This window comes from Pseudomonas edaphica (assembly GCF_005863185.1).
In the GTDB taxonomy this organism is placed as follows: Bacteria; Pseudomonadota; Gammaproteobacteria; order Pseudomonadales; family Pseudomonadaceae; genus Aquipseudomonas; species Aquipseudomonas edaphica.
This window is the reverse complement of sequence record NZ_VBVZ01000004.1, coordinates 1-23,214: the sequence shown is the minus strand read 5'-3', so window position 1 is coordinate 23,214 and position 23,214 is coordinate 1. Positions and strand designations below refer to the sequence as shown.

Below are 23,214 nucleotides of genomic sequence, written 5' to 3'. Positions count from 1 at the left end.
TTCTTTTAACTGAAACTGACCCACACCGTCTGGGGTGTGGAGATGGGCGTATTCTTCGCCCTTATCAACAGGAATTAAAATGAGCGAAAGCTTTGCGGAACTCTTTGAAGAAAGCCTAAAAACCCTGAACCTTCAGGCAGGCTCCATCATCACCGGTGTTATCGTTGATATCGATTACCAAGCTCGCTGGGTAACCGTTCACGCTGGTCTGAAGTCTGAAGCTCTGATCCCGCTGGAACAGTTCTACAACGATGCTGGCGATCTGACTATCAATGTCGGTGACGAAGTTCACGTTGCTCTGGACTCGGTTGAAGACGGTTTCGGTGAAACCAAGCTGTCCCGTGAAAAAGCCAAGCGCGCTGAATGCTGGATTGTTCTCGAAGCAGCCTTCGCAGCTGAAGAAGTGGTCAAGGGCGTTATCAACGGTAAGGTTAAAGGCGGCTTCACTGTCGACGTTAACGGCATCCGTGCGTTCCTGCCAGGTTCTTTGGTCGACGTTCGTCCTGTGCGCGACACCACGCACCTGGAAGGCAAAGAACTCGAATTCAAGGTCATCAAACTCGACCAGAAGCGCAACAACGTTGTCGTTTCCCGTCGCAGCGTCCTGGAAGCAGAGAACTCCGCCGAGCGTGAAGCTCTGCTGGAATCCCTGCAGGAAGGCCAACAAGTCAAAGGTATCGTCAAGAACCTCACCGATTACGGCGCATTCGTCGATCTGGGTGGCGTCGATGGCCTGCTGCACATTACCGACATGGCTTGGAAGCGTATCAAGCATCCTTCCGAAATCGTCAACGTTGGCGACGAGATCGATGTCAAGGTTCTGAAGTACGATCGTGAGCGTAACCGCGTTTCCCTGGGCTTGAAGCAGCTGGGCGAAGATCCATGGGTTGCTATCAAAGCTCGTTACCCAGAAAGCACTCGCGTAACCGCGCGTGTTACCAACCTGACCGACTACGGCTGCTTCGCAGAGCTGGAAGAAGGCGTGGAAGGCCTGGTACACGTTTCCGAAATGGACTGGACCAACAAGAACATCCACCCTTCGAAAGTCGTACAAGTCGGCGACGAAGTGGAAGTTATGGTTCTGGACATCGACGAAGAGCGTCGTCGTATCTCCCTGGGCATCAAGCAGTGCAAATCTAACCCATGGGAAGATTTCTCTGGCCAGTTCAACAAGGGCGATAAAATCTCCGGCACCATCAAGTCGATCACCGATTTCGGTATCTTCATTGGTCTGGACGGCGGCATCGACGGCCTGGTTCACCTGTCCGACATCTCCTGGAACGAAGTGGGCGAAGAAGCTGTTCGTCGTTTCAAGAAGGGCGACGAGCTGGACACCGTTATCCTGTCGGTTGACCCAGAGCGCGAGCGCATCTCCCTGGGTATCAAGCAACTGGAAAGCGATCCGTTCTCCGAGTACGTTCAAGAGAACGACAAAGGCGCAATCGTTAAAGGCACTGTGAAAGAAGTTGACGCCAAAGGCGCCATCATCGTTCTGGCCGACGATATCGAAGCGACTCTGAAAGCCTCCGAAATCAGCCGTGACCGCGTTGAAGACGCGCGCAACGTTCTGAAAGAAGGCCAGGAAGTAGAAGCCAAGATCATCAGCGTTGACCGCAAGAGCCGCGTGATCCAACTCTCCATCAAGTCCAAGGACGAGATCGAAGAGAAAGAAGCAATCCAGAGCCTGCGCGACAAGCCAGCTACCTCTGACATCGCTTCGGGTCCGACCACTCTGGGCGACCTGCTGCGTGCACAAATGGAAAAGCAGAACTAAGTTCTGTCAGACCATAGAAAAAGGGCGACTTCGGTCGCCCTTTTTTGTGCCTGAAATTCGTTGAATCAACAAGTTAGAACCAAGGCGTGCAGCCCAGTGTCAGAGCTGACTATAGTTCTTAACAAATGCTCCGCTGTGTTGTTGTTTCAATAAGGATTTGAATGAACAGGCTTATCGTTTTATTTGCAGTGGTGCTGCTGGCAGGCTGTACTGCCACCAGTGCCAAAACCCACGCCAAGCGCGGCGTCAGCGGCATTGAGATCGACTGCTCGGGCCTTGGCAGCAACTGGGACAAGTGTGAGAAGCGCGCTGCCCGGGAGTGCAAGATGCAGGGCTACAAGGTCATCACCCGATCCAGTGATGCCAAGGACGAGGAGGGTGACTATCTGTTCGGCTGGAACCCTGCCGGCGCTGTCACTCGTACCATGTTGGTGATCTGTAATTGAGGGGGTCAAGCATGTGTTCCGGGTATCCGTTTATGCTGCAGATAAGTTGGCAGGTGGGCTGTTCAAATTCACCAAGTCATGCTAAAACCTTCGAAGCGCTTTTCCTAGCTGCTTGAAAAAGAAGGGAAAAATATGACGAAGTCGGAGTTGATCGAACGAATTGTCACCCATCAAGGGCTGCTTTCATCCAAGGATGTAGAGCTGGCTATCAAGACTATGCTTGAACAGATGTCCCAATGCCTGGCTACCGGGGATCGGATTGAGATCCGTGGTTTTGGCAGTTTCTCCCTGCACTACCGTGCACCGCGAGTGGGTCGCAACCCGAAAACCGGGCAATCCGTCAGCCTTGACGGCAAGTTTGTGCCTCACTTCAAGCCGGGCAAGGAATTGCGCGATCGAGTTAATGAGGATGAAGACGAGGTTTGATACTCGTGAGGGAGTGGGCATGAGTAGATTGACGCGTGTTATTGCAATGCTGGTAGTGTTGGTGCTGCTGCTGTGCATCGTGGCATTTGTGCTGGAAAATCAACAGTCGGTTTCTCTGCAGTTCCTGAGTTGGACAGCCCCGCAGTTACCAATTTCTGTTTTCGTAGTGCTCGCTTTATTGGTCGGAATGCTTGTTGGCCCACTGATGGCCTGGGTTGCCAGGGCGCGGCGCAAGACTCGAGTTTGATCCTGGCCACTATTGATGAGTGGAAGGAAGGGGAGGCGATCGCCGCCCCTTTGCACTGGTTCAATTCGGTTCTTTCTCTCCAGCCCTGAACTTTACCGCCAACGCTATCAGCGGCAGATAGGCCACCAGCAGTCCCAGAAAGCCATCCACCGTGCCGTTGCCCACGAGCAGCGCCATAGGTAACAGCCATCCAATGTTGATTGCCGCTACCACCAGGGTAACGGGTGCGTGTTTACCGAACTGGCGAGAAGCGAACTGGTAGGCGTGGCTGCGGTGGGCCTCATAGACTTTGTCGCCTCTGAGCAGGCGGCGCAGCAAGGTCCATGTCGCATCAGTGATAAACACACCCAGCAGGATCAGCCAGCTCCACAGTAGCTGCGGCGAGACCCAGGCCGCTTGCAGCGACAGCACCCCCAGCGTGATGCCGAGGAACCCGCTGCCCGCATCGCCCATGAAGATACGGGCTTTTGGGAAGTTCCAATACAGGAAGCCAACCACTGCAAACGCCAGTAATAACGGTGTAAACGCGATCAGCTCATGACCTGTTAGCCAATAGAGCAGCGCACTGCCAAGGCATACACAAATAGCCTCGACGCTGGCTATTCCATCAATTCCATCCATGAAGTTATACAAGTTCAGCAGCCATACCAGGTAGACCGCTGCCAGCATATGGCCGATCCAGCTCAAGTCGACGGCGAATCCCGCCACCACCAGCGGCGGCAGGCCACCGATCCAGAACAGTGCCCATGCCGCGGCTATAAAGTGCCCTAGCAGGCGCCAACGTGCGCTGATATGGCCATGGTCGTCCAAAAAACCCAATACCGCGATGCCGGTCCCGGCGCCGAATAATGCGTACGTGAGTGGCCATGTAATCAGGCCAAGGCTGGCAGTCAGCAATAGCGCTAACAGAAAGCTGACGACGATCGAGACACCACCGCCCCTGGGCGTAGGCACGACGTGCGAGCTGCGCGCATTCGGGATGTCGATCAGGCTTCGAGCCAGAGCGTAATGACGCAAGGCCCCCGTTAAAAGGAGTGCGACAATCGTCACAGCCGGTAACAACCACCACATATTCATTTAGTTTGCCGTTCCAAAAAGTGTTTACCTGTTTTACTCAGTGCCTGGTCAACGCTGCTCGGCGGTGTCCAGCCCAGCAGTTCGCGGGTCTTGCCAATATCGACCTGCAGGGAGCCGCATAGCCTTTGAGCGAGTGCCCGGCGACCCAGCGCAGTGGCGCCGGTTTGCAGCAACCAACTCGGCACAGGTAGCAAGCGTGCGGGCTTGTTCAGAGCCGTTCCCATTCGACGCAAAAGCGCTGTGGTCGAGAGGTCCTCCCCGTCACTGACCAGGAAGGTTTGATTGGCGGCAGCGGGGTGCTCGGTGCACGTCACAATCAAATCAATCAAGTTGTCCAGGGCAACCAGGCTGCGTCGATTGTTCACGGCGCCAAAGGGCAAGGGCAGGCCTTTATGCAACCAGCGCATCATGCTCAGGAAGTTCGCTTGAACGCCGGGTCCGTAGACCAATACGGGACGAATGATCACCACTTCCATGCCAGTTTCAGAAGCCAGTTTTCGCAGGCCTTGCTCTGCTTCCTTTTTGGAGATGCCGTAAGGGTCGGTAGGGGTTGTGGGACCGTCAGCCGTATACGGCGCGCCAGTCGCCGTGCTCTCGCCATTGACCTTGATCGAGCTGATAAATATAAAGCGCTTAACCCCGGCAGCCGCCGCTTGGCGGGCCAGGTTTAAGGTGCCTTCGACATTGATCCGCCGGTATTCGGCAAGTGGATCGGTGGATGCGTCACTCATGACATGGACCCGGGCGGCCAGGTGGATCACCGTTTCTTGGCTCTCGAGCAACAGCTGCCAATCCTGATCGTCGGATAGCCCGCCGATAAGGCGCTGGTTGACGCGCGTATCAAGATCGGCCTTGAGCTCGCGTACAGCAGCGGTAATCGAGTGCTGGCGTTTAAGCAGTGGCGCGATTAACCCGCTACCGACAAAGCCACTCGCTCCCGTCAGGAGGATTTGCATAATCAAGGAGTTCCTGTGAGTGAAAGAACATCTTTCGCCATTTCGCGCATGATGCGGCCACGCGCGAAACGCTCGACGAAGGCATGGCGCGGGCGCGTCATAATATTGAGAGTCTTGAAGGACTGGATCCCTGCGGCGGCGTCACACGGCGCAAACACGGCAGCGTTTTCAATATGTTCAGAGACAAAACTGGCTGCGTAACCAGAGATGCCCGCCCAGATCGGTTTGCCCAGTGCAGCGTATTCAAAGACTTTTGATGGCAAGACTTTGCGGAAGGCGTCGTGGTCGTTCAAATGCAGGAAAAGCACATCCGCCGACTGATAAGCCTCGATCAATTGTTCGCGCTTGACCGGTTTCAAGAGTTCAACGTTAGTACAGGCGTGAGTGACAATTGCTTGTTTTAAAAGCTCGATCCGGCCTCCGTCGCCGATCACACGGAATCGCACCTTCCCTTCAAGTTGTTTGGCCAGTTGGGGGATAATGTTGTGCAGCCCCTGGCCTTCACCGATATTTCCCGCATAGACAATGTCCAGGATCGGGCTGGGCACCTTTTCTTCAGCGACGGGTTGCGCATCCAGGAATTCGCCATCGATGCCATTCGTATAGGTGGAGTAGCGTTGGTCGGGATAGCGTGATTTGAAGTAAGGAAGAAAACCTTCAGAGACCAGGTTGACCTTTTGCGCCGAGTGAATGGTAAAATGTTCAACCAGCGATAATAAGGGTTTAAGCAACCAGACTTTTTCTTTGGACAGCACATCCTTGATCGTGTCGACAAAGATATCGCGTATATCCAAGTAGAGCGGCGTTCGTTTTGTGCGTGCGATCACCGCTCCCAGCGTAGCGGTCATCAGGCGTGAAGAAGTCGCATAGACAAGATCGTAGTCTTGGTTTCGCACAATCTTGCGTGCAGCGTTGGCATACACCAGAAACGCTCTTGCTTGATCGACCATCCCGCTCTTGTGGCCAGGCAGGGCCACTCGGCGGATGGTGAGCCTCGGGTGCTTCTCCAGTTCCGGGGCTTGACTGCTGAAGGAGCTGTAGCGATTCGGCAGGGTTGTGATCAACTCAATATGGGCGTCTGCAGGGAGTTGCTCCAGAAGTGCGTCTACCAGTGCTGTCGTGCGGAATGAACCGGCTGACAGATCAGGCTGGTAGTAAAAGCTCAAAATCAAAAGTTTCACGTAAGCCTCACCAGGTTATGCGGGTGGTCAGTTTGTCTGTCGACATTTCAGCGACGATGCACTGATTGGGAACAGACTTGCCGAATTCCGGATGCCATGTGGAAGACACCACATTGATCCGGGTTGCGCCCTCTAGTGTCGCGACAGCGACCTGACCGCCGGGCAGGGTGATCGTTACCGTGTTGCCTTGTTGAGTGGTGCGGATATCAGGGTGTAAAAATAGCCTTGATACAGCTTGATCAAATGTGCCGGAGACGGAATCTATCACCTGTAATTCACCGGCCATCGCAACCCACTCGCGAACGTGCAGGTTTTTCCCCGGTAGACGCAGGTAGCCGTCATGGCTGCCACTGACACGTACGGTGTCGACTGTGTGTTCCAGCTTACCCACGCAGGTGCGTGCGCGTCGTGCGACCCTGAATCCGGCCCAGACTTCAGATGAGTTTTCACCGTTCACTTCTATTGTGTTGTGCGCTGCCGTGCTGCGTTGCCGTTGACGTTCCGCGTCTTCGCCGTATTGAGACGTTCCAGAGTTGACGAACACGCGCTGTCCAAACAGGCTGAGTTCGAAGCTCAGGGTGTCCGCATGGGTATGACCTGGCTGGTAATCAGGCGCAACCTGCGCAAGGTTCAACAATGCTTTGCACTGATCGCCAAAATTGATCGCCACGTAGCCACTTTCAGCCTGGTGTACAGCTGCAATCGTAGCGGTGGGCATGTCATTGGGCGCACGGCATCCCAATTCAAACGCGTACGCCTCTATATCGAGCAGTGTGGGTGCAATGCCGAATGCCGAGTCATTAAAGAACGCAATGCCACCATCCGGGTGCTGGAGGCTGCGTAACCAGACCAGGCCTTGCTCAATCTGGTGCTTCCATTGGTTTTTGCGAATGTTAAGTTCCGGCAGCTCGGAGTGAGTGGCCAGGTTCAGCAGGTCGCAGATGTCCCAAAGAAGAGACGCGTGGTACATGGGTGAAAGTTCGAAGTGCGCACCGTCCGCCAGAAACTGCTCCTTGATTTCCTCATCAAGGATCTTCAAACCCTTGGACAGCCAGCTGTCTGCCCGATCGCCGTTCAGAAAGCTCCCGGCAAACACCAGTGCCTTGCCATTCACGAACAAATGGTTAGCGAGAATGTGATATTCGATCTGTTCGGACAGCGCGTGGGCCTGTGTAGCCAGGCTGTCCAGCCAGTGCGGTTCCAGGGTCGGTTGTTGTTGCAGCCACTTGATCAGATTTACGATGCGTAAAGAGAGCGTGTAGGGTTCCCAGCCGCATCCATGAAAGGGGGCGTTGTTTGTGATCCAACTGTTGACCAGGCGCGTGTCGAAGTCTCTTCGGTCTTCGCCTGAAGAGGCCAGATGATCCAGATAATGCAGGTTGTATTGCCAAATTTTCGGGCGTGTCTGATCGTGCCAATCAATCGGCGCCGTCAGGCCCATGAATTCAAACTGTTCGTCGGCACCGAAGCGCGAGGCACACCAATGGGGAGCCTTCGCCAGGTTAATTCCGGGGCGCCGGGTAAAGCCTTGCGCCGAAAAAGGCCGAACTTTAGCGAAGCGATAGTAAAGACGGTAAACAACCTGCTTCAATCGCAGCATTTTAACGGTGTGGTAGAGCTTGATTATTCGTTGCATCAACGTCCTGCTTAGGTCAGTCACTTGAAAGTTAAAGTAGTGAGTATTGACTGACGCCAGTTAAGGGAAATTTATTTTCAGCCAGCGCTCGAAGTACAACACCTGCCAGAGTTTGTAGGTGTTGTTTGCGCTGCCTGAAAAATGATTGTTCACTAATTTTTCCACCTCTCCTCGGGCCACATAGGTGTAGATGCGCTCGAACTCGGCGAGCAGGCGTTGTTGGCCTATGCGTTGAATAATGCCATCCAGAGGTGGGTTGAAGCCTGTTTTGGGGCGATCAACCAATGAGGCGGGAAGCAGACTTTTCAGGAGCTGTTTGAGTGGGGCCTTTGGCGCTCCGCCTTTAAGCAAATCTGCACTTGAGGTTGCAAGACCGCTGGCCACCACACGCTCGTCCAGCAACGGAACGCGCAGTTCGATACTGGCCAACATACTGGCCTTGTCCGAGACACTCAGGTTATGGCTCAAGAAGCCTGTCTGGTCAAAATGCTGTGCACATTTGACTTTGTCTTCAACGGCGCCGCTGTACTGATCCATTACGCCGGACAGGCGTTGCTTGTAGTGTCGTTCAAGCTCGTTGTAGTCACGAAAAAAGCCCTGCAACTCTTGGCGGGAGAAGTACCCCAGCATGCGCGAATACGCCAGGGGCCAATAGTTTTCCTGAGCATAGGACACCAACCGTTCGAACTTTTTGTCGAGCCGCTTTGGAAATAACTTGAGTTTTAGCAGTGCACTTAATACGGGATACAGCAGCCTGATGAGTGTGTGATGCTTGAGTACTGTGTAGCGTGGGTAACCTGCAAACGCCTCATCTCCGCCCATGCCACTGAGCATGACGGTATATCCACTTTTCCTGGCTTCGGTGGACAAGCGGTAGGTTGCCCAGAACGTATAGTCGGATACCAGTTCTTCGGTGTTGGCAGCGACGAAGTCGATGGACTCGAAGGGGTCTATATCTGAGTCGAGAATCTCCGTGACCACCAGCTTTTTGCCAAGGTGTTCGGCGATCCTGGCGGAAAACTTCGTATCGACAGCGGAGTCGTCCGTTGCGTCGTACTGTGCAAAAAATAAGTCAGCATCACCGGTGAAACTTGCCAGGATGCTGGAGTCTGCGCCACCACTGAAAAATACCCCGACCGGGACGTCCGCTTCCAATTGGCGCGTCACGGCAGAACGCACATCCTGCACGAGGCTTTGCTCGGTCTTGAAGCTCATGGCGCTCTGGTAACGCTGGGTTGTCATCTTGCCGGTTGCCAGGTCGAACGCCAGGTAACTACCGGGCATCAGTTTCTTGATGGATGTGTAGCCGGTGTTGGGCTCGTAGAGAAAGCCGTTGTTGAAAAACTCAAAGACATCATCAGGGTCTATGTCGGTGTTTACCTGCGAAAAACATTTCAGGCCGCGGATTTCTGAGCAGGCGTAGAAGCCGTCGACGCCGGTGTAGCAATACACCGGCTTGATGCCAACGACGTCCCTTACCAGAAAGGTTTTTTGGCGCGGCTCATCCAATATGACAAACGTGAACATGCCTTCAAGCAGTGCAAAGGCCTGCTCTTGATGTTCTACGTACAATTGCAGGATAACTTCGGTATCGGAGGTGCCTTTGAAGGTATAGCCTTTTTCGATCAGTTGCCGGCGCAATTCGTGATGGTTAAACACCTCGCCATTGAACACGATACTTACACCATGATTGTCGGCAAACATCGGCTGGCTGCCAGTCGGTGACAAATCCAGGATGCTCAGCCTGTTGTGTCCTAGCCCTACCTGATAGCCCGCGACACTGGCGAAATAGGTGCCGGATGCATCCGGGCCACGGTGCCGTGTAACCGCCAGGCTTTTTTCCATTTGGGCCTGGGTCTCGGGTACACCGTCTTTGACTGCAAAAAAGCTGAGGCCACACATTATACCGACGTCTCCCTGGGGTCTTTGACGACCGTTTCCGGCCTGGTGTTGGAGAGTGACGCTGTATGCCCGTCAGGCAAGGCGGTACCCATCATTTGATTTGAATGCTTATGCGCCAGCATTACGCCCCAAGCTGCTGCGAGCAGTAAGTTGAAAGAGATCAGGCGAAACACCGCGAAGAACAACCCGTAGATCGCCAGCGTTATGACCGCCGTGCGAATCACGGTGAGGTGAGCGGGGTCGGACTTTAGAGTGGTGAACCGATATAAAACGGGAGCACCTAGGACAGTGATGTACATCAGCAGCCCTAAGACGCCGCCGACCATCAGCATGTACAGTGGCCAGTTATGGATATAGCCAACTGACTCCGTGAATGAATCACCGCCGGGCTTCTCCCAGCGCATCTCGTGTTTGATCCCGATACCATTGCCTAGCGCGGGGTGGTCCTGAAACATGCGCCAGGCGATTTTATATTCCTGTACCCGGGAAGAGACGTTGAAGTCCTGCTTCTCGTTGGCAGCGGGCTTGGACTCGGAGACTACAGGCGCCGCAGCGTCAGGCTGCGTGTGTTTCTCTCCCATGGACGCAATGGAAGAGGTTGCGATAGGTAATGCAGTATTCGCCAGGGAGTTCATGCGCCCGAGCCATACGTCTTGCATGCCGGTGGCAAAAATAAACACAAGGCAAAACAGCGCTTGAATGACAATGCCGGATACTACTTTTAGCCATAAGTGCCTGCGCGCGAAAAAGGTATAGAGCGCGAACAAGCCAATGACGAGAAGTGCACTGATCAGCATGCTTCGTGTGAATGTGATCAGCACGGCGGCTGTGCATAGCAGCGATATCAGGCCACTGATCCATGCAACCCTTCGGTCAGGGGTCAGCGTGCCGACGACATAGCCGAGCACCATGCCCAGCGGCAGGATCGCGTCGGTTGCTTGCGCCAGCACCATGGTGATGCGATCACGCATTGGGCCCTGTGCGTTAACGTTGCGCAGCGCTTCTTCATAAGGGATTTTTACCATCTCCCCGTTGACCTCAAGGGTCCAGTACGGCTGCCACAGACCGTGATAGAAGTAATAGAAAACGATGTAGCCTGCGGTCAATAAAATCAGGGTTCCCACCGAAGCGCCGAGCCAACGAACGTTGTTTTCTTCGCGGCCTACAAGAGCGCAGATCGGGATCAGTGCATAGATAAACAGAAAGGGCACGACCCCTCTGAGCCAATCAGTCATCGGAACATGGTGGTACATCGCTACAACCAGGTTCAGCACTAGAAACCCAAGGCCTATTAGCAATGGCGCGGCGAACAGGCGCAGGACCGATGTAAAACCCAGAGTACGGAGCAATTTGATCAATGCGCTGAGGAATACCGCCACCAGCAGGGCAGCAAACGCCACTTCCTGAGCGCCCAACGAAGTGGGCGCGGGGTGGAGAGCAAAGGCCAATGGGAATAGCGCCAATAAACCCAGCCAAGGCGACATGATGGCCGTCAATACCAATAAAGCGCTGCCGATAATGGCCGTGTAGAAAAGCACGCCAGGATCCAGCATAAATAAAATGGCGATGAGCGCTGCCGCCGTGATCGCCATGGAATTTTTTACGCAGTCAGGTTGACGCATTGCGGTACTCCATTGTTCAAGGGCGTATGGCTTTATAGTCGCTGGCTGTTTGTCCAATCACTTTTGCGGGTATTCCCACAACGATTGAATTATCAGGCACGTCTTTCAATACGACCGCTGAAGCGCCAATTTGACAGTTATTGCCGATGACGATATCGCCAATGATCTTTGCCCCGGCCCCTATGTAGCAGTTGTCACCGATGACGGGGCAGCGATTGATCTCGCTGGTGACATAACCCTCAGCGGCGCCGATGGTGATGCCTTGGCCCAGCACACAGCCGTCGCCAACCTTGGCATTTGCGTGCAGTACAACGCCGATCGCGCCATAGGCGAATATCGTGCCCCTTCCGATCGTTGCGGTAATTGGAATGTAAGAGTTGAACAGTAGGAAAATCACATTTCGAACAAGGCCTGGTAATAACGGCACTCGACGCCGGTGCAGCCAGTTTCCAACTCGATAAAGTTTTACTGCGTTCACGGTTAAAACCTCAGCGTGCGAAGATCAGCGGGTCGAAGCTGGAGTGCTCCCACTGCAATGATCATGAGCGAGCACATATACAGCACGGCCCAGACCAGGCTGATGTGTGTCAAAAAGATAGTCAGGGGAGAGAGTAAGGCGACCCAAAAAACTACCGGCAAGCGAATGCCTGGACGGCAGCTTATGTGCAGGAACAACAAGTAGGCCGAGAACCCGATAGCGTAGAACAACTGTGCCTGGTTCAAGTCTTTGACAAACAGAATCATGCTCGTTATGGCCAGTGGGGCAATGACAAGGTTTGCCACGATGACTTTACGGTGCAGGCCGGAGGCGACCAGATAGCGCTCTGTTACCACTGCCCAGTACAGCACTGGCAGGCAGGGCAGCATCACCAGATAGTTCGAGTACTGAGGGAACAGCCAAACCGCTGCGTACCCCGATAAGCCTACCAACGCGAAGTAGAAAATAGCGATCGACGTGATGATTCTATATTGCGCTTGGCGTTGCCCGCCCGAGACGAAGGCGACAAACACTGCCCTGACGTTGATGGGGAACAGGCTGGTAGCGGATTGAATGATCGAGACGATGACCCTGAACAATCCAAGGTCGCGCACGGGCAGGCTCTTGGAAAGAATGAAGGGCAAGATGTTGGTGAACAGATTGAACACCAGGGTGATGGATATCATTCTGGGTAATAACAGCAGCACACCTTGGCAGGTCTGCAGCAGCTGTTTGCCGACGGGCAGTTTCGCACCTTTGAAAAAAAGCACCACTACCGCAAACGCGCACGGAATCAAGTTGGTCAGAATCAGTATGTCGACGATAGTCAGCGAGACTATTTGTTGGTAGCTGATAAACAGGAGCGTGAAAAACACGCCAAGAAATAGCACCAGGTAGGCCACGATCCAGCGTTGCAGGCGTAGCCCGAACAGCGATAACAGGCATGCCGAGCTCAAAAGCATCACCCCAAGCAGGAGTGGGTTGCCAATGTGGTCAATCAGGTTCACAGCGCTGAACAGTACAAAAATCAGTACGGCCATAAATAATGAAGTCACCAGAATGTACTCGGCCTCCACGGTGGCAATCAGCTGCTCATTGACGATATCCAACAGTTTTTGAAATAAAAATACCAGCACGTTGGCCTTGATGAATGCGCCGTACGCTTCCAAGCCGTAAAGTCCGGGAATCACAAAGTTAACAACCAGGCCACTTATCAGTGTCAGCACCTGGATCAATAAATTGACCATGCCAGAACCTCTTGAACCTCATCATGACAAATGCAATTGCATGATCATTTAACAAACGTGCCCAGCTCGGTGCTCGGAAACCGACGCAATACTAACGGCTTGCGTCGATTTCCAAGCGGTATTCATCAAGCTTTTTTCAAGCCCACACACCGCGTGTGTCGATGACTTTGAGCGAGGACAGGCGTGCGCTCGGGATTTTCTTGAATACGCTGTGATCGACCAGCAGGACAATCACGTGCGCAGATGACAGCGCCTGATCGATTCCGCTCAGGGTTGCAATACCTTCAAGGCGAGCCGGCAGGTGCGCGATATTCGGTTCAATCGCCAGAACAGTACCGGGATGGGACTGGGCAATGTGTGCGGTGATCTCTAAGGATGGACTTTCACGCAAGTCGTCGATGTCCGGCTTGAAGGCCAGCCCGAGGCAGGCAACCGTAACGTCCTTGGCGGTTTTCGACGGGTGTTCCTGCAGGAATTGACCGATAGCCAGTTGAACCTGCTCCAATACCCACTTTGGCTTGCTGTCATTCACTTCCCTTGCGGTGCGGATCAGGCGTGCGAGGGCGGGCGTTTTGCTGACAATGAACCAGGGGTCGACAGCGATGCAGTGACCGCCCACACCGGGGCCAGGTTGCAGGATATTAACGCGAGGGTGGTGATTCGCAAGGCGGATCAGCTCCCATACATTGATGTTGAGTTCGTCGCAGATCATCGACAGTTCATTGGCAAACGCGATATTCACGTCGCGAAAGCTGTTCTCTGTGAGTTTGCACATTTCGGCGGTGCGGGCGTCGGTGATGATGCATTCACCCTCAACGAATGTTTTATACAGAGACCGCGCTGCTTCTGAACATTTGCTGGTAAGCCCGCCGATGATGCGATCGTTTTCGATCAACTCCCGCAGTACGTGACCCGGCAGCACGCGCTCGGGGCAATGCGCTATGCGGATGTCCGACTCTGCGCCATGGGTTTGCGGAAATGTCAGGTCCGGACGGGCTTCTGCCAGCCAGGCAGACATTTGCTCGGTAGCCCCGACTGGGGAGGTTGATTCCAGCACGACCAAGTCACCCTTTTTCAGGACGGGAGCAATGGCTCGGCTGGCTGATTCGATGTAGGAAAGATCGGGTTCGTGATCGCCCTTGAACGGTGTCGGGACGGCAATCAGGAAGGCATCGGCCGGCTCTGCGGTTAGAGTTGCCCGCAAATAGCCTTCGGTAACGGCGGCCCGTACGACGATATCCAGATCCGGTTCGATAATATGGATTTCGCCGCGGTTGATGGTTGCAACTGTGTTCGGGTTGACGTCGACGCCAATGACTTTTTTCTTACGTGCAGCGAAAACAGCTGCCGTCGGAAGCCCTATATAGCCGAGGCCGACTACAGAAACAGTTTCAAAGCTCATGAATTAGCCTTTTTAATTCGTGAAAGTACATCGAGAATTCGTGCGGATGCTTTTCCGTCACCATAGGGGTTGTGAGCGAAGCTCATCTGGCCATAGGCTTCAACATCAGTCAGCAAGACTCTCAAGTTAGAGGTAATGGCCTCAATTTCAGTCCCGACAAGTTTGACTGTGCCCGCGTCAACCGCCTCTGGACGCTCTGTGGTGTCACGCATCACCAGCACAGGTTTACCTAAAGAGGGGGCCTCTTCCTGAATGCCACCTGAATCACTCAAAATTAGATAAGAGCGATCCATCAAATACACAAAGGGCAGATAATCCAGGGGTTCGATCAGATGGATATTCTGGATGTCGCTGAGCAGGCGATTGACTGGCTCGCGTACATTCGGATTCAGGTGAACGGGGTACACAATCTCGACATCGGGGAACTCCAGGGCCGTATTGATCAAGGCCTGGCAGATATTCTCAAAGCCACCGCCGAAACTTTCGCGGCGATGACCCGTGACCAGGATCACTCGCTGGCAATCGCCCAGAAACGAGAACTGCTGGTGAAATTGCTGTTGCAGGGCAGGACGGGTCTTGATTCGGCCCACCACATCCAGCAACGCGTCAATGACAGTGTTGCCGGTCACATGGACGCTTTGGCTTGCGACCCCCTCTCTCAGCAAATTCTGCCTGGACGTTTCAGTGGGTGCGAAGTGCAATGCCGCAAGAGCGCCAGTCAGCTTGCGGTTTGCCTCTTCAGGCCACGGAGAATAGAGGTTTCCGGTGCGCAGGCCGGCTTCGACGTGAGCCACAGGAATTTGGTGATAGTAAGCGGCCAATGTGGTGGCGAACGTCGTCGCTGTGTCGCCATGGACCAGGACAATATCCGGTTTGAAGGTTGCGAAGACAGTTTTCATTCCCTGCAAGATGGCACTCGTGACATCGGTCAGATCCTGGCCGGACTTCATGATGTTCAAATCGAAATCAGGCTTGATTTCAAAGAGACTGAGCACTTGGTCGAGCATTTCTCGGTGCTGTCCAGTCACGCAGACCTTGGCAGTGAAGCGCTCATCTGCTGCAAGGCTCAACGCCAAGGGAGCCATTTTGATTGCTTCAGGTCGTGTGCCGAATACACACAGGGTTCTTAAAGTCATCGCAACACCGCTACTTAAAGTAAAAATCAATGCACGCTTACGTCATAATCCGCGGATTAGGGTGCCGTCAGTTGTGATACGTTTTTGCACACGCTATGCCAGGGCGCAGGGCCGCGGGACAGCACAATCAGATAGTGGAAACATGACATCTGATAGTTGTGCATGCGTTATTTTTTGGAATTCCACTCGCAGGCAGTTGCAGGCCCGTGAGTTGAGGTTCGTGCGAATTCCAAGCCATTTGCCTGGGTCTAGTGAAAATTCTCGGGCGTCCTCCTTTCGTCCCGTTTGGCAGTGCGTATGTACACCTGCGATGATCACTCAGCAAGTAGTGCGCATACTCTAAAGTATCCCTCCCATTCGGCTCCAAGGCAAAAATTGGCTTGCATTGGGGCTGGTTAGTTTCGTTAAAACATGATCGCGGATTAGCATCTCTATGATTAAAGTCAACCGTCAAGTGCGGGTGATCCGGTCATTATTTTGTCGCGGCGGATGCTTACAGATTTTTCCTACAGCGCTTTCCGCTGTAGCGGCGCAGGTGAACGCGTTGCGGAGTATAGCCTCTTTAGGCGTGTTTTTTCCAAGATTGGAATGGAACAGCTGTTCGACTGGCTCTAAAAGGGCATTCGCGAGACGTTCTAGATTAAGGGACTTAGAGTCCAGCTATACCATTAATGAACATCGACGGTGGCATCAGCCTCTCTCGTATTGTTTTAAGGGTGACCATTTTTGTTACATTTTGCTATACGATACTGTTGCTGTGCTAGCTAATGATACGGCTGCAACTCAACGTCTCGGGCCAAGCCTAGCAGCTTGTCAGGTGTTCGCCATTTTTTGTTCGTGAGCGCTCGAACCCCGCGGTTTCGTAGGGGTCAGTGCCTACCCGTCCTGGTTTTTTTTGGGGCTGAGAAAGGATTTCAAAGGATTTCCGACACAACAAGGGTATCATCCCATCTATGGTGTTTACTGTAGGTGTCGAGTACCACCGTGGTATTTTCTGTACAGAATAGGGGTTATTAACCCAAGGAAAGGTCGTCAAAGGAGTGCGATTTTTCTGAAAGGAGATTTTCATGCAGTTGCCACGTCTGTACGATTTTTGTTCAGTGCGGGTTATTCATTGTGGATCGCTATTTTCGTCTATTCGCGGGCAGGGTTTTGATTCTAGGAGCGTGGAAAAGTGTTGGAGAGGGGCATGGATAAGATGAGAGTTTTTTTATTAAATCTGCCGCGCCGCCACAAGCGCATTCTTCAGGTGCTTGTCGATATTGTACTGGTGTGGATTTCATTATGGTTGGCCTTCGTCGTACGGCTTGGAATTGCCGAGATGGAACAACCGATCCAGCGATACTTATGGCTGTTCGTGAGCGCTCCGGTTATTGCCATTCCCCTGTTTGTTCGCTTTGGCATGTACCGCGCCGTCATGCGTTACTTTGGTAACGATGCACTTATTACTATTATCAAGGCGGTGAGCCTTTCTTCACTTATTCTTGGCTTGGCTGTCTATCTTTACAGCAACCATCAATACGTTGTTCCACGCTCGGTTATTTTCAATTATTGGTGGTTGTGCCTGGTTACCGTAGGCGGGTTGAGACTAGCGATGCGCCAGTACTTCATGGGGGATTGGTTCTCTGCAGCACAGCATGTTCCCTTTACCAATCGTGATGATGGCTTGACGAAAGTTGCCATTTACGGAGCCGGCTCGGCGGGTAATCAATTGGTTGCTGCGTTGCGCATGGGGCGTGTCATGCGGCCGGTCGCCTTTATCGATGACGACGGGAGTATCGCAGGTCGTGTCATCTCTGGGCTGCAGGTGTTCAAGCCCAAGCATATTCAGCAGATGATCGACACAACAGGCGCTCAGCAGATATTGCTCGCAGTGCCTTCGGCGGGCCGCGGGCGCAGGCGTGAGATTCTCTCGAACTTGGAGCGTTTTCCGCTGCATGTGCGCAGTGTTCCGGATTTTATGGACCTGGCCAGTGGCCGCGTCAAGGTCGACGATATTCAGGAAGTCGATATTGCCGACTTGCTGGGGCGTGATGCAGTGCCAGCCCAGGAAGACCTGCTTGCACGTTGTATCGTTGGCCAGTCGGTCTTGGTCACGGGAGCAGGGGGGTCGATCGGGTCTGAGCTATGCCGGCAGATTCTGACGCAGAAACCCAAGACCTTACTCTTGTTCGAACACAGCGAATTTAACCTCTACAGTATCCTGTCCGAACTTGAACACCGCGTTGCGCATGAGTCAATGCCCATTAAGTTATTGCCTATTCTGGGTTCGGTACGCGACGAGAATAAATTACTTGATGTTATGAAGAGCTGGCACGTCGACACGGTTTATCATGCGGCTGCGTACAAACATGTGCCGATTGTCGAACACAACATTGCCGAAGGTGTCTTGAATAACATCATTGGTACTTTGAATACCGCCCAGGCAGCCTTGAAGGCCGGTGTGGTGAACTTTGTGCTGATTTCCACCGACAAGGCTGTTCGCCCCACTAATGTGATGGGGAGTACCAAGCGCCTTGCAGAATTAGCCCTCCAAGCCCTCAGCGTTGAAAAAGCGCCGGTGATGTTTGGCGACAAGTCTGGCGTGGCCCGCGTAAACAAAACGCGCTTCACGATGGTCAGGTTCGGCAATGTACTGGGTTCTTCCGGCTCAGTGATTCCGCTTTTTCACCGGCAGATCAAGGCAGGCGGTCCATTGACCGTCACACACCCAAAAATTACGCGTTATTTCATGACCATCCCCGAAGCGGCCCAACTGGTGATCCAGGCCGGTTCCATGGGGCAGGGGGGGGACGTGTTCGTTCTGGACATGGGTGAGCCCGTAAAAATTGTAGAGCTTGCGGAAAAGATGATTCATTTATCCGGGCTGAGTGTACGCACGGATAAAAACCCTCTCGGGGATATCGCGATTGAGTTCACCGGATTGCGGCCAGGCGAAAAGCTTTACGAGGAGTTGCTGATCGGCAACAACGTCGTCGCTACCCAGCACCCGATGATTATGAGCGCCAACGAGGATCACTTGGCGTGGGACGTACTCAAAAGCAAACTGAGCGAATTGCTCGGCGCGGTGAGTGAGGACGACTACACCCGTGTGCGTCAGATCCTGCGCGAGACCGTCAGTGGCTACTCGCCCGACGGCGAAATCGTCGATTGGATCTACCAGCAGCGCCGTTTGGAGCCGTGAGTTAACACCCTGTTACTCACCCGTTTTTGACTCTCTCCCCACATCGCCTAAGTTAGAAAAGCAGCTTTTGGAAAGCTGCTTTTCTTCTACCGATGTCATGGAGTGTCACCAATGCAAAACGCCTATATCTCTTCCCTGATCTTTGCCGTCCTCACCAGCCTCTCCGTAGCAACCACCGCAGCCCCCTCCATCAAACCCGAAGCCCCGGCGCCTATCACGGCCCAGATGGCTAACGTCGAGCAATCCACCAAGGTCAATCTCAACACCGCCGACGCTGAAGTCCTGCGCCGCGACCTGTTCGGTATTGGCGCCGCCAAGGCCAAGGCGATCATCGCCTATCGCGACAGCAACGGGCCTTTCACGGCGGTAGACGAGTTGCTGGAAGTCAAAGGCATCGGTAAGGCGTTGCTGGAGAAAAACCGCGACAGGCTGGCAATCAACTAAGGGTGTAAATCCTGGGCAAGAGGCCGGTCATTGACCGGCCTTCTGTTTGTCCGAGACCTGTTCTTTCAAACACCCGCGTACCACTTCCATGATATGGGCTGCCAGTTCCGGGTTTTCGACGCTTCTGGCCAACACCAATGCGCCCACCAATGTCGACATCAGTACCAGGCTCTCGTGTTCCCCCTTTGGGTGCTCCAATGCTGAGTCGATCTGCGTCAACCTGGCTTCAAGTACCGCATCCGTTACCGGACTATGCTGCCCTCGCAGGCCCAGCTCCGACGACATCGTGGGCAGCGGGCAGCCTTCACCCGGCGAGGTCTGGTGCCATTGCGAAAGGTAGCTGTCGATGAACGCATCCAGCGGCCGTTTCTGGCTGAACAACATTGCGCAATGGGCATCCAGCTCTGCGGCGGCGGCCAGAAGAGCTTTGTCCACCAGTTCATCCTTGGACTTGAAATGCGCGTAGAACCCGCCGTGTGTCAGGTTTAACGCTTTCATCAAGGGCTGCAGGCCGGTGGCGCCAATACCATCGCGGCGAAATCGTACGGAGGCTTCCTTGATGATGCGTTGGTGAGTCTGGGCTTTGTGGTCTGTTGAATAACGCATAGGACGGCCTCGAGAACGAGTGCGCATTTTAGCGGAGTCGAACCTGTTTACCCATAGAGACAGTATTCAGCGGGCTTGGCATGAAAAGTGATTACATCCGTTGCATGAATTGTTCAACAATCGAGGTGCCATGATGACGCTCAGCTTGTCTCTAGCCGATCAGATTGCCCTTGAACTGCGCGCCGACATCATGGGTGGGCGGCTGCTGCCAGGTGTAGCGCTGGTCGAAGTGGACCTGGTCAAGCGCTACAACGCCTCGCGCAATACCATTCGCGAAGCGTTACACCGTTTGGGGCAGGAGGGGCTCACCCGTTATGTGCGCAACAAGGGCGTGATGGTCCGGCGTGTGGCGCGCGACGACGTGCGTGACCTGTTTGTGGTCCGCCGTACCCTTGAGCTGCAGGCCATCGCCCAGAGTGGCACGCTGACGGGCGACCACGACGTGCGTATGCAAAATGCCATCGACGCCACCACGCTGGCGCGAGAGCGCGAAGATTGGCGCGCCGTTGCCACTCATAGCCTGGTGTTCCACCAGCACGTTGTCGGGTTGATGCGCAGCCCTTTATTCGATGAGTTTTTCGCCCAAGTGATTGCTCAGTTGCGCCTGGTGTTTTGTGCAGCGCCCGATGAACAACGTTTTCAGTCGCCCTGGCTGGAGCGTGATCGTGAGATCTACACCTTGCTGGCGCAGGGCAATAAACCAGCTGCGCAGGAGGCGATGAGCCTCTATCTGCACGATTCTGAACAGCTGTCCCTGGCGCTGTTTGATTACCCTTGATGGAGGATTGCACCCATGTACAAAGATTATCCGGCTGCCTATCAGGTCAGCAAAGGCTCGGCGCTGCAAGTGGACACGGCCTTCTACGCACGTATTCGCGACCAGGCGGGTAAACGCACATTGATCGAGCAGTTTGAAGTGCCGATTCGCACGGGCAGGGCGTGGAAAGTGCCGGCCGGGCATGTGTTTCGCGTGACAACGCCGGTAGGGCCACAGGTCGGCGATTTCAATGTGTGGAACGCCAATGACCCGCGCGAACGCCTATGGGCGGCACGCACGCGGCAGTTGCAGGGCGCCCATGTCAGTACCCATGACCGGCTATGGTCGAACCTGCCGTTTCTGCGCCCCTTGGTGACCATCACTGATGACAGCCTGGCGGGCTACGGCATCGATGAACACGGTGGGCGCCTGCACGATTTGCTCGGCACTCGCTGTGACCCGTATGTGAACCGCATGCTCACCGGCGAAGACTTCCACCACCATTGCCATTCCAACTTGACCCGCGCCGTGCTGCCCCATGGCCTGACCGAATTTGACGTGCACGATGTGCTGAATATTTTCCAGTGCACCGGCCTTAATCATGACGACATGTACTTCATGAAAGCCTGCCCGGCGCAGAAGGGCGATTACCTGGAGTTTTTTGCCGAGATTGATTTGCTCTGCGCATTGTCGACGTGCCCGGGCGGGGACTTGTCGCTACCGATGTGGGGGCCGGACGCGCAAGACCCATTGACCGTGTGCCGCCCGCTGGGCGTAGAGATCTATCGCTTGGAGGAGGAGTTGCTCAACGGCTGGAGCCAGCCTGAGCGTGCTGCCTACAAGGGGCAGCACGGCTTGCATATTGCCAAGGCAGCCTGGGAATAACCTGCTTCAGCGGTCCTGCGCATCCTTGGCGTCCGCCTGGGCGTTGCGCTCGACCACGCGTTTGCGTTGTTCGTCGGTGAGTTCCACCTTGTTGGCGCTGTCACGCAGCATCAGCAGCCCACCGACGATCGACCCGATCGCTACCACTAAAATCAACCACGCATACCACGGCATAAGGCTCTCCTTGAGGCGGACCAGCGTCGGAGGATGTTCCCACGCTAATAACGGCTTTGAGTAACAGGCGTTCTGAGTAGTTCATTGTAGGCCTGTTCCGCCTCGTTAACCTTAGCGCCCGGTCAACATCGCATCAGCCGGTGCGTCGGCACGGTCTTGGGCGGTCAGCTGGAAGTAGATGAACCCCGCCAGCATAAAGCCCAGGAATATCAAGCCGATCAGCGCATTGAACCAGGCCATGGCCACCAGGCACACCAGCGCCAATACCAGCGCAATAGCCGGCACGATCGGATAGCCCGGTGCGCGGAAGGTGCGTTCCAGCAGCGGTTCGGTCTTACGCAGCTTGAACAGGCTGAGCATGCTCATGATGTACATCACAATGGCGCCGAACACCGCCATGGTGATCATCGCTGCGGTCAGCGTCATGCCACCCAGGTTGATCAGGCCGTCGCTGTAGATCGCGGCGATACCGACCACACCGCCGGCGATAATGGCCCGGTGCGGTGTCTGAAAACGCGACAGTTTGGCCAGGAACGGCGGCAAGTAACCAGCACGGGCCAGGGCAAAGAACTGCCGCGAATAGCCGAGGATGATGCCGTGAAAGCTTGCCACCAAGCCAAACAGACCAATCCACACCAGCATGTGCAGCCAGCCAGAGCCGGTGCCCACCACACTTTTCATCGCCTGCGGCAGCGGGTCGTTGATGTTCGACAGGGTGCGCCAGTCGCCCACGCCACCGGCGAAGAACATCACGCCCATGGCCAGGATCACCAAGGTCAGGATGCCGCTGATGTAGGCTTTTGGAATAGTGCGCTTGGGATCTTTCGCCTCTTCAGCTGCCATGGCTGCGCCCTCGATGGCGAGGAAGAACCAGATGGCGAAAGGAATGGCCGCAAACATCCCGGCAATGGCCGGTGCGCCAAAGGTGTCGGAACCCGCCCAGCCGTTCAGGGCAAAGTTGCTGAAGCTGAACGCCGGCGCGACCACGCCCATGAACACCAGCAATTCAGCGACGGCGAGCACGCACACCACCAGTTCAAAGGTCGCGGCGAGCTTCACCCCCAGGATATTCAGGCCCATGAACACGATGTAGGCCCCCACAGCCGCGTGTTTCGGATCGAGTGCCGGGAACTGCACGTTCAGGTAAGCGCCGATGGCCAAGGCAATCGCGGGTGGTGCGAAGACAAATTCGATCAAGGTCGCCAGGCCCGCGATCAAACCGCCTTTCTCGCCAAAGGCGCGACGGCTGTAGGCGAACGGCCCGCCCGCGTGAGGAATCGCGGTGGTCAGTTCGGTGAAACTGAATATAAAGCAGGTGTACATGGCGGCGACCATCAACGAGGTCACCAAAAAGCCCAGCGTGCCGGCCACGCCCCAGCCATAGCTCCAGCCAAAGTATTCGCCGGAAATCACCAGCCCGACGGCAATGCCCCATAAATGCAGGGTGCCCAAGGTGGGTTTGAGTTGTGTGTTCATCGTGTGGCGCTCCCTGAACGGGTTGGAATGATTACTGGGTGTTGCAGCGGCCATGCCATTGCGCGAACTCATGTCGTAAAGGCGCCGAACTGTCGCCATGGGGACGGTTTGGCGTTTGAATTTTTTCGACGTCGCACCAGATGGGTGCGGTGGTGGCC

21 protein-coding genes are annotated in these 23,214 nt (G+C 54.6%); 8 read left to right on the top strand and 13 right to left on the bottom strand.

The features are described from left to right. Nucleotides 1-79 precede the first annotated feature (79 nt). The 4 genes from rpsA (at nt 80) to FEM54_RS00635 (ending at nt 2,893) form a co-directional block, all read left to right on the top strand. A complete protein-coding gene (rpsA, locus tag FEM54_RS00650; protein ID WP_017136102.1) occupies nt 80-1,774 on the top strand; it encodes a 30S ribosomal protein S1 in 1,695 nt (564 codons plus the stop codon). Nucleotides 1,775-1,935: 161 nt separating this feature from the next. Beyond that, complete coding sequence (locus FEM54_RS00645) at nt 1,936-2,220, top strand: hypothetical protein (protein WP_017136101.1); 285 nt, start codon at nt 1,936-1,938, stop codon at nt 2,218-2,220. 132 nt (nt 2,221-2,352) lie between these two features. Next, nucleotides 2,353-2,646, top strand: coding sequence for an integration host factor subunit beta (ihfB, locus tag FEM54_RS00640; protein ID WP_003172657.1), 294 nt, complete (start codon nt 2,353-2,355; stop codon nt 2,644-2,646). 19 nt (nt 2,647-2,665) lie between these two features. Continuing rightward, a complete protein-coding gene (locus FEM54_RS00635) occupies nt 2,666-2,893 on the top strand; it encodes a LapA family protein (protein ID WP_026013607.1) in 228 nt (75 codons plus the stop codon). Between the two features lie 60 nt (nt 2,894-2,953). Here the strand turns inward: FEM54_RS00635 and FEM54_RS00630 are convergent, their stop codons facing one another. The 10 genes from FEM54_RS00630 to wecB all read right to left on the bottom strand — a co-directional run bounded on the left by FEM54_RS00630 (nt 2,954) and on the right by wecB (nt 15,530). Continuing rightward, nucleotides 2,954-3,970 (bottom strand): MraY family glycosyltransferase, encoded by a 1,017-nt coding sequence (locus FEM54_RS00630; protein WP_017136099.1) that lies wholly within the window; start codon nt 3,968-3,970, stop codon nt 2,954-2,956. Beyond that, a complete protein-coding gene (locus FEM54_RS00625) occupies nt 3,967-4,926 on the bottom strand; it encodes a UDP-glucose 4-epimerase family protein (RefSeq protein ID WP_138449026.1) in 960 nt (319 codons plus the stop codon). Before FEM54_RS00625 ends, FEM54_RS00630 begins: the two co-directional genes overlap by 4 nt. 2 nt (nt 4,927-4,928) lie before the next feature. Next, nucleotides 4,929-6,107, bottom strand: coding sequence for a glycosyltransferase family 4 protein (locus FEM54_RS00620; RefSeq protein ID WP_138449024.1), 1,179 nt, complete (start codon nt 6,105-6,107; stop codon nt 4,929-4,931). 7 nt (nt 6,108-6,114) lie between these two features. Continuing rightward, nucleotides 6,115-7,743 carry a heparinase II/III family protein gene (locus FEM54_RS00615; protein ID WP_138449022.1) on the bottom strand — a complete coding sequence of 543 codons (1,629 nt, stop codon included), beginning with the start codon at nt 7,741-7,743 and terminating at the stop codon, nt 6,115-6,117. Between the two features lie 60 nt (nt 7,744-7,803). Next, a complete protein-coding gene (asnB, locus tag FEM54_RS00610; RefSeq protein ID WP_138449020.1) occupies nt 7,804-9,645 on the bottom strand; it encodes an asparagine synthase (glutamine-hydrolyzing) in 1,842 nt (613 codons plus the stop codon). Further along, the gene (locus FEM54_RS00605; protein ID WP_138449017.1) at nt 9,645-11,267 is read right to left on the bottom strand and encodes an O-antigen ligase family protein; all 1,623 of its coding nucleotides are present in this window, start codon (nt 11,265-11,267) and stop codon (nt 9,645-9,647) included. Before FEM54_RS00605 ends, asnB begins: the two co-directional genes overlap by 1 nt. Before the next feature lie 16 nt (nt 11,268-11,283). Then, nucleotides 11,284-11,745, bottom strand: coding sequence for a serine O-acetyltransferase (locus FEM54_RS00600; protein WP_026013606.1), 462 nt, complete (start codon nt 11,743-11,745; stop codon nt 11,284-11,286). A gap of 2 nt (nt 11,746-11,747) precedes the next feature. Beyond that, nucleotides 11,748-12,992 (bottom strand): hypothetical protein, encoded by a 1,245-nt coding sequence (locus tag FEM54_RS00595; RefSeq protein WP_138449015.1) that lies wholly within the window; start codon nt 12,990-12,992, stop codon nt 11,748-11,750. 136 nt (nt 12,993-13,128) lie between these two features. Further along, nucleotides 13,129-14,394 carry a UDP-N-acetyl-D-mannosamine dehydrogenase gene (gene wecC, locus FEM54_RS00590; RefSeq protein ID WP_138449013.1) on the bottom strand — a complete coding sequence of 422 codons (1,266 nt, stop codon included), beginning with the start codon at nt 14,392-14,394 and terminating at the stop codon, nt 13,129-13,131. Next, entirely contained in the window at nt 14,391-15,530 is a 1,140-nt protein-coding gene (gene wecB, locus FEM54_RS00585; RefSeq protein WP_099549090.1) for a non-hydrolyzing UDP-N-acetylglucosamine 2-epimerase, read from the bottom strand. The genes wecC and wecB overlap by 4 nt, the downstream gene beginning before the upstream one ends. 1,189 nt (nt 15,531-16,719) lie before the next feature. Here wecB and FEM54_RS00580 point away from each other — a divergent pair. Both FEM54_RS00580 and FEM54_RS00575 read left to right on the top strand, forming a co-directional pair. Further along, a complete protein-coding gene (locus FEM54_RS00580) occupies nt 16,720-18,714 on the top strand; it encodes a polysaccharide biosynthesis protein (RefSeq protein WP_099549089.1) in 1,995 nt (664 codons plus the stop codon). Between the two features lie 111 nt (nt 18,715-18,825). Continuing rightward, nucleotides 18,826-19,158: a ComEA family DNA-binding protein gene (locus tag FEM54_RS00575; RefSeq protein WP_017136089.1), complete on the top strand. Its 333-nt coding sequence runs from the start codon at nt 18,826-18,828 to the stop codon at nt 19,156-19,158. Nucleotides 19,159-19,185: 27 nt separating this feature from the next. Here FEM54_RS00575 and FEM54_RS00570 read toward each other — a convergent pair whose 3' ends face one another. After that, entirely contained in the window at nt 19,186-19,764 is a 579-nt protein-coding gene (locus FEM54_RS00570; RefSeq protein ID WP_099549088.1) for a TetR/AcrR family transcriptional regulator, read from the bottom strand. 133 nt (nt 19,765-19,897) lie between these two features. Here FEM54_RS00570 and FEM54_RS00565 point away from each other — a divergent pair, with 133 nt between their 5' ends. After that, nucleotides 19,898-20,542 carry a GntR family transcriptional regulator gene (locus tag FEM54_RS00565; RefSeq protein ID WP_026013604.1) on the top strand — a complete coding sequence of 215 codons (645 nt, stop codon included), beginning with the start codon at nt 19,898-19,900 and terminating at the stop codon, nt 20,540-20,542. 15 nt (nt 20,543-20,557) lie between these two features. Further along, nucleotides 20,558-21,406: an urea carboxylase-associated family protein gene (locus FEM54_RS00560; protein WP_138449011.1), complete on the top strand. Its 849-nt coding sequence runs from the start codon at nt 20,558-20,560 to the stop codon at nt 21,404-21,406. A 6-nt stretch (nt 21,407-21,412) separates the two neighbouring features. Here FEM54_RS00560 and FEM54_RS00555 read toward each other — a convergent pair whose 3' ends face one another. After that, nucleotides 21,413-21,580: a DUF2897 family protein gene (locus FEM54_RS00555; protein WP_017136085.1), complete on the bottom strand. Its 168-nt coding sequence runs from the start codon at nt 21,578-21,580 to the stop codon at nt 21,413-21,415. A 111-nt stretch (nt 21,581-21,691) separates the two neighbouring features. After that, the gene (gene eat, locus FEM54_RS00550) at nt 21,692-23,056 is read right to left on the bottom strand and encodes an ethanolamine permease (RefSeq protein WP_017136084.1); all 1,365 of its coding nucleotides are present in this window, start codon (nt 23,054-23,056) and stop codon (nt 21,692-21,694) included. Nucleotides 23,057-23,214: the final 158 nt, after the last annotated feature.

Excerpts from the sequence above, each read along its gene's own strand:
- rpsA (WP_017136102.1), top strand. The coding sequence starts at position 80 with ATGAGCGAAAGCTTTGCGGAACTCTTTGAAGAAAGCCTAAAAACCCTG.
- FEM54_RS00645 (WP_017136101.1), top strand. The coding sequence starts at position 1,936 with ATGAACAGGCTTATCGTTTTATTTGCAGTGGTGCTGCTGGCAGGCTGT.
- ihfB (WP_003172657.1), top strand. The coding sequence starts at position 2,353 with ATGACGAAGTCGGAGTTGATCGAACGAATTGTCACCCATCAAGGGCTG.
- FEM54_RS00635 (WP_026013607.1), top strand. The coding sequence starts at position 2,666 with ATGAGTAGATTGACGCGTGTTATTGCAATGCTGGTAGTGTTGGTGCTG.
- FEM54_RS00630 (WP_017136099.1), bottom strand. The coding sequence starts at position 3,970 with ATGAATATGTGGTGGTTGTTACCGGCTGTGACGATTGTCGCACTCCTT.
- FEM54_RS00625 (WP_138449026.1), bottom strand. The coding sequence starts at position 4,926 with ATGCAAATCCTCCTGACGGGAGCGAGTGGCTTTGTCGGTAGCGGGTTA.
- FEM54_RS00615 (WP_138449022.1), bottom strand. The coding sequence starts at position 7,743 with ATGCAACGAATAATCAAGCTCTACCACACCGTTAAAATGCTGCGATTG.
- asnB (WP_138449020.1), bottom strand. The coding sequence starts at position 9,645 with ATGTGTGGCCTCAGCTTTTTTGCAGTCAAAGACGGTGTACCCGAGACC.
- FEM54_RS00605 (WP_138449017.1), bottom strand. The coding sequence starts at position 11,267 with ATGCGTCAACCTGACTGCGTAAAAAATTCCATGGCGATCACGGCGGCA.
- FEM54_RS00595 (WP_138449015.1), bottom strand. The coding sequence starts at position 12,992 with ATGGTCAATTTATTGATCCAGGTGCTGACACTGATAAGTGGCCTGGTT.
- wecC (WP_138449013.1), bottom strand. The coding sequence starts at position 14,394 with ATGAGCTTTGAAACTGTTTCTGTAGTCGGCCTCGGCTATATAGGGCTT.
- wecB (WP_099549090.1), bottom strand. The coding sequence starts at position 15,530 with ATGACTTTAAGAACCCTGTGTGTATTCGGCACACGACCTGAAGCAATC.
- FEM54_RS00580 (WP_099549089.1), top strand. The coding sequence starts at position 16,720 with ATGGATAAGATGAGAGTTTTTTTATTAAATCTGCCGCGCCGCCACAAG.
- FEM54_RS00575 (WP_017136089.1), top strand. The coding sequence starts at position 18,826 with ATGCAAAACGCCTATATCTCTTCCCTGATCTTTGCCGTCCTCACCAGC.
- FEM54_RS00570 (WP_099549088.1), bottom strand. The coding sequence starts at position 19,764 with ATGCGTTATTCAACAGACCACAAAGCCCAGACTCACCAACGCATCATC.
- FEM54_RS00565 (WP_026013604.1), top strand. The coding sequence starts at position 19,898 with ATGACGCTCAGCTTGTCTCTAGCCGATCAGATTGCCCTTGAACTGCGC.
- FEM54_RS00560 (WP_138449011.1), top strand. The coding sequence starts at position 20,558 with ATGTACAAAGATTATCCGGCTGCCTATCAGGTCAGCAAAGGCTCGGCG.
- FEM54_RS00555 (WP_017136085.1), bottom strand. The coding sequence starts at position 21,580 with ATGCCGTGGTATGCGTGGTTGATTTTAGTGGTAGCGATCGGGTCGATC.
- eat (WP_017136084.1), bottom strand. The coding sequence starts at position 23,056 with ATGAACACACAACTCAAACCCACCTTGGGCACCCTGCATTTATGGGGC.